The organism is Streptomyces sp. NPDC127595 (genome assembly GCF_042671685.1).
Lineage (GTDB): Bacteria > Actinomycetota > Actinomycetes > Streptomycetales > Streptomycetaceae > Streptomyces.
In genome coordinates this window covers 26,185-39,710 of record NZ_JBHXWK010000011.1, presented here as the reverse complement: position 1 = coordinate 39,710, position 13,526 = coordinate 26,185, and the positions used below count along the sequence as shown (strand labels likewise).

Genomic DNA, 13,526 nt, shown 5'->3' with positions numbered 1-13,526 from the left:
ACCGTCACCACCTGATCGGCACAGGCACCGCCGTCAGCACCCCCGACACCACGACGACGATGCCCAGTGCCACGACCTCCGCACGCGCGGGGGAGCAGGCACTGAGCGGGTCCGCGGCGCGGCGCAGCCGCAGTCGCGCACTCAGGGCAAGGACGGCCACGACGGCCACCAGCAGCAACTTGGCCAGCAGCGTGCGCCCGTACGCCGTCGCCGTGAGCTGGTCCAGGACCGTCCCCGGCGGCATCCGGCGCAGCGCGCTCCAGGTGCCCGTCGCGGTGAGCGCCGCGAACAGGACGACCGCCACGCGCGCGTAGAGGCCCAGTAGCGCGGCCCCCGCCTCCGAGGGACCCCATTTCCGCAGCATCCGCAGCACGTGCAGCAGACCGCCGGTCCACAGTGCCGCGCAGACCACGTGAACGAGCGTCAGGCCGGAGCCGACCAGAGGGCTGTACTCCGTCGTGGGATGGGCGCGCAGCGCCTCCGCGACCGCCACCGCGGCCAGTGGCCACACCTGGAGGGCGGGACGACGGTAGAGCGTGCAGAGGCCGGTCACCACGAAGGCGTTGACCTCCAGGAGCGCCAGCTTGCCCTCCCTGCTCTCGTAGAGCCCGCCGATGTCCATGTCGGAGAGCTGGTCGGGCAGCAGGTTCCCGGTGGCCACGACCGAGGCGAGACCGAGCGCGGCCACGAACCCGGCGACGGCGGCGACAGGCGCCCAACTGCGGGGCGCGTCCTCCAGGAGCGCGCCCGGCACCCGGCGGGCCAGCCGGGCCGCGAACAGTTCCCCCGCCGGGACGCACAGCGCCGCGAACAGCACGGTGCGCAGCAGGGCGATGGCCCCGGCGCCGGGGGCCCCGGCCTCGCCGGTGCCGTCGAGCGCGGCGTCCGGGCCGAGCAACGGGATCACGGCCGCCGACGCCACCAGGGCGAGCAGGGCGACGGCCCGTCCGGTGGCCCGGCGCCGCGCCGGCTCGTCGGCGTCGGTCACCTCGGCTTTCGGTCTCGTCAACGTCACCTCAAGATCTTCACCAGTCGTCACAGACCGGGGCAAGCGCAGGGAAACAACTGGCGGAACGGCATTCCGCCCATGGGTACGTCCGCGGCCGTCCCGCGGCTCAGGACCAGCGCGCGGGATCGGTTCCCCAGGCCCCCGGCGGCCGTGCCCAGTCGTCGGGCCCGCCGGCGAAGGACACCGGCGACCGGGCGTACCGCAGCCGCCCCAGGCCGCTGTCGGCCTCGGCGAGCCAGGGTTCAGGATCGTACGAGCCGTGCGAGGGCTCCGGGGCGGGCCCGTTCATCAGCCACGCCGCAGTCCGCGCCAACGCCGTCCGTACGATCCTGGTCCCGCCCTCCTCCGTCTGCTCGGTCAGCGAACGGAGCACCGCGGCAGCCAGCAGATACCCCGTGCCGTGGTCGAGGGCCTGCGCGGGCAGCGCGCCCGGCCGCTCCGCCGAACCCTCCGTCTCCGCGATCCCGGTGGCGACCTGCACCAGACTGTCGAAGCCCCGCCGACCGGCCCACGGCCCGTACCCGCCCCACGCCGACAACTGCGCCACCACCAGCGCGGGCCGCCGCTCGGCCAGCGCCTCGGGAGTGAGCCCGAACCGGTCCAGGGCGCCGGGCCGGTATCCGGTGATGACGACGTCGGCTCCGGCGAGCAGCTCCTCGAAGGCCCGCCGGTCCGTGGCGCGGTCGAGATCGAGACAGGCGGACCGTTTGCCGAAGCCCGTGTCGGCGTGCTGGTCGGGGAGTTCGGGCAGCCGTGGCGAGTCCACCCGCAGGACGTCGGCTCCCAGCAGGGCGAGGGTGCGGGTCGCGACCGGGCCCGCGATGACCCGCGTGAGGTCCAGCACGCGTACGCCCGCCGCGGGCAGCAGCGGGTCACCGGAGAGCGCCGTGAACGCGCGTACAGGCGCGTCGCCGATCCGCTCCCGGCTCAGCAGCGGCCTGCGCGCCACCGCCACCCCCTGCTCGTGCGCCGCCCACTCCTTCGCCGAACGCAGGGCGACGGCGAGGCCTCCGGCCGCGTAGACGGTGTCCTCCACGTCCACGGCGGACCGCTCCGCGAGATGCGCGGCGACGGCGTCCACCGTCGCGTCCTCAGGGAGTCCGAGCGCGCTCAGCAGACGCGAGCGGTGATGCGGATAGTTCGCGTGCGTCCGCACCCAGCCGTCCGCGGTACGCCAGAACCGGGACAGCGGCGCGAAGTTCACCGGTGCCCGTCCGTCGACCAGCAGATGCCGCTCGCTGACGAAGGCCGTGGCGACGGCCCCGTCGTCGACCCGCACCCCGGGCACGTCCGTGAGACCGGCCCGCCGTGCCGCCAGCTCGGCGCCCGCGAGAGCGCACGCCCCGACACAGGCCCGCGCCAACTCCCGTACGGGCAGCCGCGCTTGCAGCGTCCCGCTCCGTTCGACGTGCTCGATCCGCCGGACCAGGGCGGGATCGCCACCCAGGGCCGACCAGACGAACGTGGTGTCCTCAGCAGTCATAGGGCCACTATGCCGGGTGCGTCGAATCACCATGCCGGCCTGGGGACGGACGAAGAGAGGCCGGGCGACCCACTGCCGCCCGGCCTCGTCAAACGTCAACCCTCGTTACTTGGTGACCGCGTCCAGCGCGTCCGCGGTGCCCCAGCCGTAGAAGCCGTTGCGGTTCTTCGAGCCCTCGCACACCGCGTCGATCTTGCCGTCGCTGTTGATGTCGTACGGGTCGGTGCACGGCGTGGCGTCGGCCTCGGCGTACAGCAGCGCCTTCACCAGGGCGGCGGAGGCGTGCGGGTGCGTCGACTTGATGAGGGCGGCGACGCCGGCGACGTGCGGGGACGCCATCGACGTACCGGCCATGTAGCCCCACTTGCCGCCGGGCAGCGGGCCCAGGATCAGGCCGCTCGTGGCGGGCGGCGCGGGCGTCTGGTAGGCCGTCGAGTCGCCGCCGGGCGCGGCGATGTCGATGACACCCTGGCCGTAGTTGGAGAAGGACGACTTGATGCCCTTCGCGCCGGTCGCCGCGACCGTGACGACACCCGGCAACTGGGTCGGGATGTCATAGCACTTGGACGGGTCGATCACCCGGTCCGAGGGGGTCCCGTCGTTCGGGGACACCGGGTCGGTGATCGAGTCGGCCGCCAGGTCGTAGTTCTCGTTGCCCGCCGCGGCGACGTTGACGGTGCCCTTCTTCTCGGCGTACTGCGAGGCGCGGGTGATCGCGTCGACGAGGGCCTTCTGGTCCGGGTCGTCCTTGCAGTTGAAGTACCAGGGGTCGGTGTAATAGCTGTTGTTGGTGACGTCCACACCGTGCTCGGCGGCCCACACGAAGCCGCAGACGACGGCCTCCGTGTAGAAGTAGCCGGCCGTGGTCGACACCTTGATGCCGGCGACCTTCACGCCGGGCGCGACACCGGTGATGCCGACGCCGTTCTTGGCGCCGGCGATCTCGCCCGCCACGTGCGTGCCGTGCGGGCTCTCGGCCGCGCTCGGCCGCCATGCCCCGTCGGCCGTGTCCGGCTTGCCCGTCACGCAGTTGACCGACGCGTCGCGGTCGAAGTTCGGCGCGATGTCGGGGTGCGTGTCGTCGACGCCGGTGTCGATGACGGCGACCGTCACCTTGCTGCTGCCGAGCGACTTCTCGTGCGCCTTGTCCGCCTTGATGGCGGGCAGGTCCCACTGCAGCGGCTCCAACGGGTCCTGCCCGGCGACCGCCTGAGTGTTCGTCACCTCCGCGACCTCCTCGGCGGTGAGGGCCTTCGGAGTCCCCACGTCGGTGGTCGACTGTGCGGGCAGCGGCGCGTTGCGCGTGTTGCCGGCCGACTGCACACCGCGTACGCCACGGATCGTCTTGGCGAAGTCGGCGTTCGACGAGTGGACGACGATCACGCCGATCTGGTCGTACGACGTCACGATCGTGCCGCCCGCAGCGGCGATGGCCTTCTTCACGGTGGAGGAAGGCGCGTGCCCGGGGCTGACGTTGACGACATAGCTGAGCGCGGTCGCATCGGCGGCGACCTGCTGGGGTGCCTCCGCCTCGGCCGCCGACGCGGTGACGTTCGGCAGGAAGGCGAGGGCGGTGGCCGTGGCCATCCCCAGCGGGATGGCTATGGCGCGACGGGAGCGCTTGAGAGGCGCTGTCATGGGTGTCTCCAGTTTCGTTCGCGATACGAGCTGTACGAGCCGTGCGGAGGCTCAAATGGCAGGCAGCCGGGGGTGGTTGACAGTGTTACTTGACTGCCCGCAGTGCATTGATGATCCCGGCTCCGTAGAAGCCGTTCAGGCCCTTGCCGCCCACGCAGGTGGCGTCCACGACGCCGTCACCGTCACCGTCGTACGCGGTCGGGCAACTCTGGCTGTCCGCCTGGGCCTTGAGGAGCGCCTGGAGCTGGGCCGGGGTCGCCTTGGGGTGCGTGGACTTCAGCAGCGCGGCGACACCGGCGGCGTGCGGCGACGCCATCGAGGTGCCCTGAAGGAAGGCGTACTGGTTGTTCGGCATCGTGGAGAGGATGCGGCCGTTCTTCGACGGCGTGTCCGGGATCTGGTACTTGTCGCCACCCGGTGCCGCGACGTCGATGACGCCCTTGCCGTAGGTGGAGAAGTACGACTTGGTGCTGTTGACGCCGGTCGAGCTGACCGTGACGACACCCGGCAGCTGGGTCGGGATGTCGAAGCACTCGTGCGGGTCGATCGTGCGGGGCACCGGAGTCGAGTCGTCGGGGCTGGAGTCGTCGACGATGGCGTCCGAGTCGAGGTCGTCGTTGGCGTTGCCCGCCGCGGCGACATTGAGGGTGCCCTTCTTCTGGGCGTACAGCTGGGCCCGGTTCACCGCGTCGACGATCGCCCGCTGGTCGGGGTCGTCCAGGCAGTTGTAGAGCCACGGGTCCACGTAGTAGCTGTTGTTGGTGATCTCGACGCCGTGGTCGGCGGCGAACACGAAGGCGCAGACGACGCTCTCCGGGAAGAAGAGCTGCCCGGCGTCCGGCTCGGCGACCGTGATGCCGGCGACCTTCACACCCGGTGCGACGCCCGCCACACCGATGTCGTTGCGGGCGGCGGCGATCTCACCGGCGACATGCGTGCCGTGGTAGTGGTCGGCGTCCACGGGGCGCCAGGCGCCGTACGTCGTGTCCGCCTTGCCGCCCACGCAGTTGGCGGACTGCGAGGCGGAGAAGTTCGGGGCGAGATCCGGGTGGGTGTCGTCGACGCCGGTGTCGATCACGGCGACCGTCACGTTCCTGCTGCCCGGGTTGATCTTCGCGGCCTTGTCGGCGCCGATCGCGCGCAGGTCCCACTGGTCGGCCTCAAGGGGCTCCTGGCCGGCCGTGGCGCTCTGCGAGAGCTCGGCGGCGTCCGCGGCCGAGAGCATTTGCGCCGCGCCCTCTTCCGTGGTCCCCGCGGCGGTCAGCGGCGCCGTGTGCGTCGCGCCCGCCGACTGCACTCCACGCGCCGCGCGGATCTGCTCGCCGAAGGCGGGGTTGGCCGAGTGGACGACGATGACACCGATCTTCTCGTACGCGATGACGACGGTGCCGCCGGCCTCGGCGATGGCCTTCTTCACCGACTCGACCGTGCGGTGGTCGGCCTTGGTGTTGACGACGTAGGGCACAACCGGGCCGTCCGCACTCGTCGCGGCCGTCGCCGTGAGCGGGGCCGCCGACGCGGCACCCGGCAGGAAGCCGAGCGAGGCGGTGAGCGACAGAGCGACCGGCACCGCGAGGGCGAGCCGGCGTCTGGAACGCAGATGAGCCATGGGATCTCCATAACATCCGGAAAGCGAGCTGCCCGAACACAGGTTTGGTGCTCGGGCAGGTACATGACGGAATGGTTCAGGCTGAAGCTATCTCCCCTCCGACCTGGGCAGCAATGACTTCCGGCAGTGACTTCCGAAAGAAGTGCCGTGAGTTGAACCTGCCCACGCGTGGCGCCGTGACGTTGAGCAGGGAGCCCGAGCACGATCGAGCCCCTGCCGGATCACGCCCGTGGCCACCTGACAGTGCCGTCCGGTCCACGTGATCCACGTCATCGTGAGGTCAGAAACAGCCATGTCCGTACCCAGACCGTCCCCGTCCCCGTCCGCGAGCCCCGGCTCGCACCCGTCCGCCGTCGCAACCGCACCCGCAACGTGAGGAGACTTCGTGGCCACCGATGCACCACCCCCCTCGAAGGCAGATCCTGAACTCCCGTCGACCGAGAAGTTCGTCGAGATGCAGGAGAGCGCGGAGTTCGGTGAACTGCGCCGCTCCTACCGCTCCTTCGCCTTCCCGCTGACCATCGGCTTCATCGCCTGGTACCTGCTGTACGTCCTGCTCTCGAGCTACGCGGGCGACTTCATGGGCACCAAGCTCTTCGGCAACATCAACGTCGCCATGGTCCTCGGCTTCGCCCAGTTCCTCACCACGTTCCTCATCGCCTGGTGGTACTCGCGGTTCGCCGCCGCGAACCTCGACCCCAAGGGCGAAGCCATCAAGTCCAGGTTGGAGGGCGGCGAATGAGCCCCCAGTTCGTCATCGCCGCCGGTGAAGCCAGCGAGCACCGGCCGCTGATCGTCTCCCTGTTCGCCGTCTTCGTCGTGGCGACCCTCGTCATCACCGTCTGGGCGGGCCGCCAGACCAAGGACGCGGCCGACTTCTACGCGGGCGGACGCCAGTTCAGCGCCTTCCAGAACGGCCTCGCCGTCTCCGGTGACTACATGTCCGCCGCGTCCTTCCTCGGCATCGCGGGCGCGATCGCCCTCTTCGGCTACGACGGCTTCCTGTACTCCATCGGCTTCCTGGTCGCCTGGCTGGTCGCGCTGCTCCTGGTCGCCGAACCGCTGCGGAACTCCGGCAAGTACACGATGGGCGACGTCCTCGCGTACCGCATGCGCCAGCGCCCGGTCCGTACGGCCGCGGGCACCTCCACGATCGTCGTCTCGATCTTCTACCTGCTGGCCCAGATGGCGGGCGCCGGTGTCCTGGTCTCCCTGCTGCTCGGCATCACCAGCGACGCGGGCAAGGTCGGCATCGTCGCGCTCGTCGGCCTGCTGATGATCGTGTACGTGACGATCGGCGGCATGAAGGGCACCACCTGGGTCCAGATGGTCAAGGCCGTCCTGCTCATCGCGGGCACCCTGCTCATCACCTTCCTGGTGCTGCTCAAGTTCAACTTCAACATCTCCGACCTGCTCGGCTCGGCCGCCGAGAACAGCGGCAAGGGCTCGGCCTTCCTGGAACCGGGTCTCAAGTACGGCCTCACCACCACCTCGAAGATCGACTTCATCTCGCTGGGTATCGCGCTGGTCCTCGGCACGGCCGGCCTGCCGCACATCCTGATCCGCTTCTACACGGTCCCCAACGCCAAGGCGGCCCGGAAGTCCGTGATCTGGGCGATCGGCATCATCGGCGGCTTCTACCTGATGACCATCGCGCTCGGCTTCGGAGCGGCCGCCCTCATCTCGCAGGACGAGATCGTCGCCTCCAACAAGGCGGGCAACACGGCGGCTCCCCTGCTCGCGCTCCATCTCGGCGGCGTCGACTCGGCATGGGGCGCGATCCTGCTCGCCACCATCTCGGCGGTCGCCTTCGCCACGATCCTCGCGGTCGTCGCCGGCCTGACCCTCGCCTCGTCCTCCTCGTTCGCGCACGACATCTACGCGAACGTCATCAAGAAGGGCACGGCCACTGAGAAGGAAGAGGTCAGGGCCGCCCGCTACGCCACGGTCGCCATCGGTGTCGTCTCCATCGGCCTCGGCGCCCTCGCCCGCGACCTGAACGTCGCCGGCCTGGTCGCCCTCGCCTTCGCGGTCGCCGCCTCGGCCAACCTGCCGACGATCCTCTACAGCCTCTTCTGGAAGAGGTTCACGACGCAGGGCGCGCTCTGGTCGATCTACGGCGGTCTCGTCACGGCGGTCGGCCTGGTGCTGTTCTCGCCGGTGGTCTCGGGCAAGCCCACGTCGATGTTCCCGGACGTCGACTTCCACTGGTTCCCGTTGGAGAACCCGGGCATCATCTCGATCCCGGTCGGCTTCCTGCTGGGCTGGATCGGCACGCTCCTCTCCAAGGAGGAACCCGACACCGGCAAGTACGCCGAGCTGGAGGTCCGGTCCCTCACCGGTACCGGAGCGCACTGAGCACTTCCCTGTGACGGCCGCGTCGTAGATCCCTACGACGCGGCCGCGCCGTGTCTGGTGGGATCGGGCCTCCACCTATGTCAGTCCCGTCACGTAGGCTCGCTGGTGTCAGGAAAAGATCCGCATCGAGGGGAGGGGGCCCACGTGCTCATCGACACCTACGGCCGGGTGGCCACCGACCTGCGCGTCTCGCTGACCGACAAGTGCAATCTGCGATGCACGTACTGCATGCCCGAAGAGGGCCTGCAATGGCTGGCCAAGCCCGACCTGCTCACGGACGACGAGATCGTCCGCCTCATCGGCATAGCGGTCACCGACCTCGGCATCACCGAGGTCCGCTTCACCGGCGGCGAGCCCCTGCTCCGCCCCGGCCTGGTCGGCATCGTCGAGCGGGTCGCCGCGCTGGAGCCCCGCCCCCAGATGTCCCTCACCACCAACGGCATCGGCCTCAAGCGCACGGCCGCGGCCCTGAAGGCGGCAGGCCTGGACCGGGTGAACGTATCGCTGGACACCCTGCGCCCCGACGTCTTCAAGACCCTCACCCGCCGGGACCGTCACAAGGACGTCATCGAGGGCCTCGAAGCCGCCCGCGACGCCGGCCTGACCCCGGTCAAGGTCAACACGGTCCTGATGCCGGGCCTGAACGAGACCGAGGCCCCGGACCTGCTGGCCTGGGCCGTCGAGCACGACTACGAACTGCGGTTCATCGAGCAGATGCCGCTGGACGCCCAGCACGGCTGGAAGCGCGAGGGAATGGTCACCGCCGGTGACATCCTCACCTCGCTGCGCACGCGCTTCGAACTCACCGAGGAGGGCACTGCAGAGCGCGGTTCCGCCCCCGCGGAGCGCTGGCTCGTCGACGGCGGTCCGCACCGCGTCGGCGTGATCGCCTCGGTAACCCGCCCGTTCTGCTCGGCCTGCGACCGTACGCGCCTGACGGCCGACGGCCAGGTCCGCACCTGCCTGTTCGCCTCCGAGGAGACCGACCTGCGGGCCGCCCTGCGCTCGGACGCCCCCGACGAGGAGATCGCCCGCATCTGGCGGCTCGCGATGTGGGGCAAGAAGGCGGGCTCCGGCCTGGACGACCCCTCCTTCCTCCAGCCGGATCGGCCGATGTCGGCGATCGGCGGCTAGTGGTCTTCTGCGGACTCCCACTCCGCCAGGGGCACGACGTCCTTCAGGAACCCCCGTACGCCAAGGAACTTGGAGAGATGCTCGCGGTGGTCCTCGCAGGCGAGCCAGGTCTTGCGGCGCTCCGGAGTGTGCAGCTTCGGGTTGTTCCACGCGAGCACCCACTCCGCGTCGGCACGACAGGCCTTGGCCGAGCACTGAGGAGTGGAGGGGGCGGCATCGGGGAAGAGCGGGAAGGTCACGCACCCACCCTAGACGGCTCCGAAAAACAGCTCCGGAACAGCTCCGAGAACGGCTTTGGAAACAGCGCCGAGAACGGCTTGGGAAACAGCTCCGAAAAGGCGACGCCGAGCAGCCACGGGGGGAGCTGCCCGGCGTCGGTCCGTCGCTCCGACGGGGGATGCGGAGCGCGTACGAAGTATGTCATGGGGGACCCGGTGCCTGGCACCGGAACAACATGATTGATCTGAGCTTTTCTTGAGCTTAGCGCACCTTTGGGTTCCGTTTCCGACGGATCCTCCGTGGTCAGCTCCAGGGTGGTGCCGGGCGGCCGCGGGGTCAGCTCGGGTCGTGCGGTTCGGCCCGAAGACGCGCCCCCGGGTCGGCCGCGACGTCTTCCGGTTCGGGCTCCGCGAAGCCGTCCTGCCGCGGCGGCGCGATCATCGGACGGGTGGGGGCGGCGATGAACGTCGAGGGCAACGACGGCACGTTCTCCCGGCCCGCGTTGGCGATGACCACGGAGATGTAGGGGAGAAGTACGCCCAGTACCAGGGCGACGACGGCGACATGACGCTCGACGTTCCAGAGGACGGCGGTGAGGATCACGGCGACGGTGCGGACGGACATCGAGATGACATAGCGGCGCTGTCTGCCGCGTACGTCCTCGTCGAGCCCCTGCCTGGCTCCGGTGATCCGGAAGACCTGGCCGTTGCTCTGCTTCCGCAGCACGTTCCACCACCCGCCCGTGTCGGACTCTCCCCGGCCCGGACCCAGTCCGACCCCGGTCAGGGAGGCAGGCCCGAACAGCCTTCAGGTTACGCCGTGGCTGCGTCGTCTTCGAGACCGGGGGCGGTTCCCACGGGCCGGACCTGATGCGCCGTACCGCGTATGGCTCCGCCCGACATGCGCCGTATGGCGGACGGTCCGACACTGAGCGTAATGCTCGCGTAGAGCCGTACTAGGAGGCAGCCATGGGCTGGTTGTGGGCGATCATCGTAGGGTTTGTGCTGGGCCTGCTGGCCAAGGCCATCCTTCCGGGCAAGCAGCACAGCCCACTCTGGCTGACCACCGTCTTCGGCATCATCGGCGCCATCGTCGGCAACGCGATCGCCCGGGCCGTCGGCATCGACGAGACGAGCGGCATCGACTGGGGCCGGCACGCGCTGCAACTCGGCGCCGCCATCGTCATCGTCTTCCTGGGCGACATGGCGTACATGGCGGTACGGGGCAACAAGCAGCGAGCCTGAGCGTCCGGACGTACGCCGAAGGGGCGGACCCCATCACGGGTGTCCGCCCCTTCGGCGTGCATACGAGTGTTCAGGCGCCGGTGACCTCGACGGCCGCCAGATTCTTCTTGCCCCGGCGCAGCACCAGCCAGCGTCCGTGCAGCAGGTCCTCCTTGGCGGGGACCGCGTCCTCGGCGGGGACCTTCGCGTTGTTCAAGTACGCGCCGCCCTCCTTGACCGTGCGGCGCGCGGCCGACTTGCTGGCCACCAGGCCGACCTCCGCGAAGAGGTCCACCGTGGGCGCCAGCTCGGCGACCTGGATGTGCGGCACCTCGGAGAGGGCCGCGGTCAGCGTCCTCTCGTCCAGCTCGGCCAGCTCGCCCTGCCCGAAGAGGGCCCTGGACGCGGCGACCACGGCGGCCGTCTGGTCGGCTCCGTGCACCAGCGTCGTCAGCTCCTCGGCGAGCGCGCGCTGGGCCGCGCGGGCCTGCGGGCGCTCCTCGGTCTGCTTCTCCAGCTCCTCGATCTCCTCGTGGGACCTGAAGCTGAAGATGCGCAGGAACTTGGAGACGTCCCGGTCGTCCGCGTTCAGCCAGAACTGGTAGAACGCGTACGGCGTGGTCATCTCGGCGTCCAGCCAGATCGTGCCGGACTCCGTCTTGCCGAACTTGGTGCCGTCCGCCTTGGTGATCAGCGGGGTGCCCAGCGCGTGCACCACGGCCTCCGGCTCGACCCGGTGGATCAGGTCGGTGCCCGAGGTGAGGTTGCCCCACTGGTCGCTGCCGCCGGTCTGCAGCGTGCAGCCGTGCCTGCGGTACAGCTCCAGGAAGTCCATGCCCTGGAGGATCTGGTAGCTGAACTCGGTGTAGCTGATGCCCGCGTCGGAGTTGAGCCGCCGGGAGACGGCCTCCTTCGCGATCATCTTGTTGACCCGGAAGTGCTTGCCGATGTCCCGGAGGAACTCGATGGCCGACAGGCCCTCGGTCCAGTCCAGGTTGTTGACCATCACCGCGGCGTGCGGGCCCTCGAAGTCCAGCAGCGGTGCGATCTGCGCGCGCAGCCGCCCCACCCACTCGGCGACGACCTCGGGGGAGTTCAGCGTGCGCTCGGAGTTCGGCTTCGGGTCACCGATCAGGCCGGTCGCGCCGCCGACCAGGCCCAGCGGGCGGTTGCCCGCCTGCTGGATCCGGCGCATCGTCAGGATCTGCACGAGGTTTCCGAGATGCAGGCTCGGCGCGGTCGGGTCGAAACCGCAATAGAACGTGACGGGACCGTCCGCGAACGCCTTGCGCAATGCGTCCTCGTCAGTGGAGAGGGCGATCAGCCCCCGCCACTGCAGTTCGTCGACGATGTCCGTCACGGTTCTCGTATCTCCTTGGAAGGTCCGGTCGAGCTCGTACGAGGTTATACGCCCTGGCTGACAGAGCTCATATTGAAGTCCGGGATGCGCAGCGCCGGCATCGCGGCCCGAGTGAACCAATCGCTCCACTCGCGCGGCAAGGTCTTTTCGGTCCGCCCCGCCTCCGTCGCCCGCCCCAGCAGGCCCACCGGCGACTCGTTGAACCGGAAGTTGTTGACCTCGCCGACGACCTCGCCGTTCTCCACGAGGTAGACGCCGTCCCGGGTCAGCCCGGTCAGCAGCAGGGTCGCCGGGTCGACCTCGCGGATGTACCAGAGGCAGGTCAGCAGCAGTCCGCGTTCGGTGGCGGCGACCATCTCGTCCAGGGAGCGGTCGTCACCGCCGTCCAGGATCAGGTTGGTGATCGACGGCGCCACCGGGAGCCCGGTCAGGCCCGCGCTGTGCCGGGTGGTGGTCAGGTGCTTCAGCTCACCTTCGCGGATCCACTCGGTCGCTGTGAGGGGCAGCCCGTTGTCGAACACGGACGCGTCGTCGCCTGAGGAGTGGGTGAGGACGAACGGCGAGGTTTCGAGCCCCGGCTCGTGCGGGTCGCTGCGCAGGGTCAGCGGCAGCTCGGTGAGCTTCTCGCCGACGCGGGTCCCGCCACCTGGCTTGCTGAACACCGTCCGGCCCTCGGCCGCGTCCCGGGCCGACGCCGACCAGAGCTGGTAGATCAGCAGGTCCGCGACGGCGGTCGGCGGCAGCAGCGTCTCGTAGCGCCCGGCGGGCAGGTCGATACGCCGCTCCGCCCATCCGAGCCGTACGGCCAGCTCGGCGTCCAGCGCCGCCGGGTCGACGTCCTTGAAGTCCCGTGTCGACCGCCCCGCCCACGCCGAACGCGTACGGTCCGGCGACTTGGCGTTGAGCTCCAGCGTCCCCTTGGGCTGGTCGTGCCGCAGCCGCAGCCCTGTCGACGTACCGAGATAGCTGGACACGAGCTCGTGGTTGGCGAACCCGTACAGCTCGCGGCCGCCAGCACGCGCGCGGGCGAACGATTCACCGAGCGCCGGCGCGAAGTCCGCGAACACGGCGGACGACGTCTCGGCGGGCGCGTCCGTGAAGTCGGGGGACTCCGGTACACCGGAGACGAGCGGCTGGGCGTCCTCGGCCGGACCCGCGCCGCGCGCCGCCGCCTCCGCCGCCCGCACCAGGGGCTCCAGCTCGTCGGCGGTCACCGCCGCGCGCGAGACGACTCCGGACGCCGTGCCCTCGCGGCCGTCGACGGTGGCGATGACGGTGAGCGTGCGCCCGCGCGTGACCCCGTTCGTGGTCAGCGCGTTGCCCGCCCAGCGCAGGTTCGCGGTCGACTCCTCGTCGGCGATCACCACGCAGCCGTCGGCACGGGAGAGTTCGAGGGCGCGCTCGACAACCTCGTGCGGCTTGTTCGTAGAAGTCGTCGTGCTCATCGACCGGCCTCCTGCGTGGTGTTGAGACTGTGCTTGCCCGGGGAGTAA

The 13,526-nt window shown here is 70.1% G+C and carries 12 protein-coding genes; 4 read left to right on the top strand and 8 right to left on the bottom strand.

Annotation, left to right across the window (positions count from 1 at the left end):
* Window positions 1–4: 4 nt before the first annotated feature.
* The 4 genes from ACFVKT_RS30220 to ACFVKT_RS30205 form a co-directional block, all read right to left on the bottom strand.
* Window positions 5–1,015 (bottom strand): CopD family protein, encoded by a 1,011-nt coding sequence (locus ACFVKT_RS30220; RefSeq protein ID WP_385737409.1) that lies wholly within the window; start codon window positions 1,013–1,015, stop codon window positions 5–7.
* 100 nt (window positions 1,016–1,115) lie between these two features.
* Window positions 1,116–2,492, bottom strand: a complete 1,377-nt coding sequence (locus ACFVKT_RS30215; protein WP_385737408.1) for a CoA transferase — start codon at window positions 2,490–2,492, stop codon at window positions 1,116–1,118.
* A gap of 105 nt (window positions 2,493–2,597) precedes the next feature.
* Complete coding sequence (locus ACFVKT_RS30210) at window positions 2,598–4,130, bottom strand: S8 family serine peptidase (protein ID WP_385737406.1); 1,533 nt, start codon at window positions 4,128–4,130, stop codon at window positions 2,598–2,600.
* A gap of 85 nt (window positions 4,131–4,215) precedes the next feature.
* Window positions 4,216–5,739, bottom strand: coding sequence for a S8 family serine peptidase (locus tag ACFVKT_RS30205; protein ID WP_385737404.1), 1,524 nt, complete (start codon window positions 5,737–5,739; stop codon window positions 4,216–4,218).
* Between the two features lie 385 nt (window positions 5,740–6,124).
* On the opposite strand from ACFVKT_RS30205, the gene ACFVKT_RS30200 reads away from it, so the two are divergent.
* The 3 genes from ACFVKT_RS30200 to moaA all read left to right on the top strand — a co-directional run bounded on the left by ACFVKT_RS30200 (window position 6,125) and on the right by moaA (window position 9,231).
* The gene (locus ACFVKT_RS30200) at window positions 6,125–6,481 is read left to right on the top strand and encodes a DUF485 domain-containing protein (protein ID WP_385737403.1); all 357 of its coding nucleotides are present in this window, start codon (window positions 6,125–6,127) and stop codon (window positions 6,479–6,481) included.
* A complete protein-coding gene (locus ACFVKT_RS30195; RefSeq protein ID WP_385737401.1) occupies window positions 6,478–8,097 on the top strand; it encodes a cation acetate symporter in 1,620 nt (539 codons plus the stop codon). Before ACFVKT_RS30200 ends, ACFVKT_RS30195 begins: the two co-directional genes overlap by 4 nt.
* A 144-nt stretch (window positions 8,098–8,241) precedes the next feature.
* Window positions 8,242–9,231, top strand: a complete 990-nt coding sequence (moaA, locus tag ACFVKT_RS30190; protein ID WP_385737399.1) for a GTP 3',8-cyclase MoaA — start codon at window positions 8,242–8,244, stop codon at window positions 9,229–9,231.
* On the opposite strand, the gene ACFVKT_RS30185 is transcribed toward moaA, so the two are convergent.
* A complete protein-coding gene (locus ACFVKT_RS30185) occupies window positions 9,228–9,470 on the bottom strand; it encodes a hypothetical protein (RefSeq protein WP_385737398.1) in 243 nt (80 codons plus the stop codon). The two genes, moaA and ACFVKT_RS30185, sit on opposite strands and share 4 nt — an antisense overlap.
* Before the next feature lie 316 nt (window positions 9,471–9,786).
* Complete coding sequence (locus ACFVKT_RS30180; protein WP_385737860.1) at window positions 9,787–10,173, bottom strand: DUF3099 domain-containing protein; 387 nt, start codon at window positions 10,171–10,173, stop codon at window positions 9,787–9,789.
* A gap of 245 nt (window positions 10,174–10,418) precedes the next feature.
* On the opposite strand from ACFVKT_RS30180, the gene ACFVKT_RS30175 reads away from it, so the two are divergent.
* Window positions 10,419–10,694 carry a GlsB/YeaQ/YmgE family stress response membrane protein gene (locus ACFVKT_RS30175; RefSeq protein WP_385737396.1) on the top strand — a complete coding sequence of 92 codons (276 nt, stop codon included), beginning with the start codon at window positions 10,419–10,421 and terminating at the stop codon, window positions 10,692–10,694.
* Window positions 10,695–10,764: 70 nt separating this feature from the next.
* Here ACFVKT_RS30175 and tyrS read toward each other — a convergent pair whose 3' ends face one another.
* On the bottom strand, window positions 10,765–12,033 hold the full coding sequence (gene tyrS / locus ACFVKT_RS30170) for a tyrosine--tRNA ligase (protein WP_385737394.1): 1,269 nt from the start codon (window positions 12,031–12,033) through the stop codon (window positions 10,765–10,767).
* 44 nt (window positions 12,034–12,077) lie between these two features.
* Window positions 12,078–13,478, bottom strand: a complete 1,401-nt coding sequence (locus ACFVKT_RS30165; protein ID WP_385737392.1) for a metallopeptidase TldD-related protein — start codon at window positions 13,476–13,478, stop codon at window positions 12,078–12,080.
* Between the last annotated feature and the right edge of the window lie 48 nt (window positions 13,479–13,526).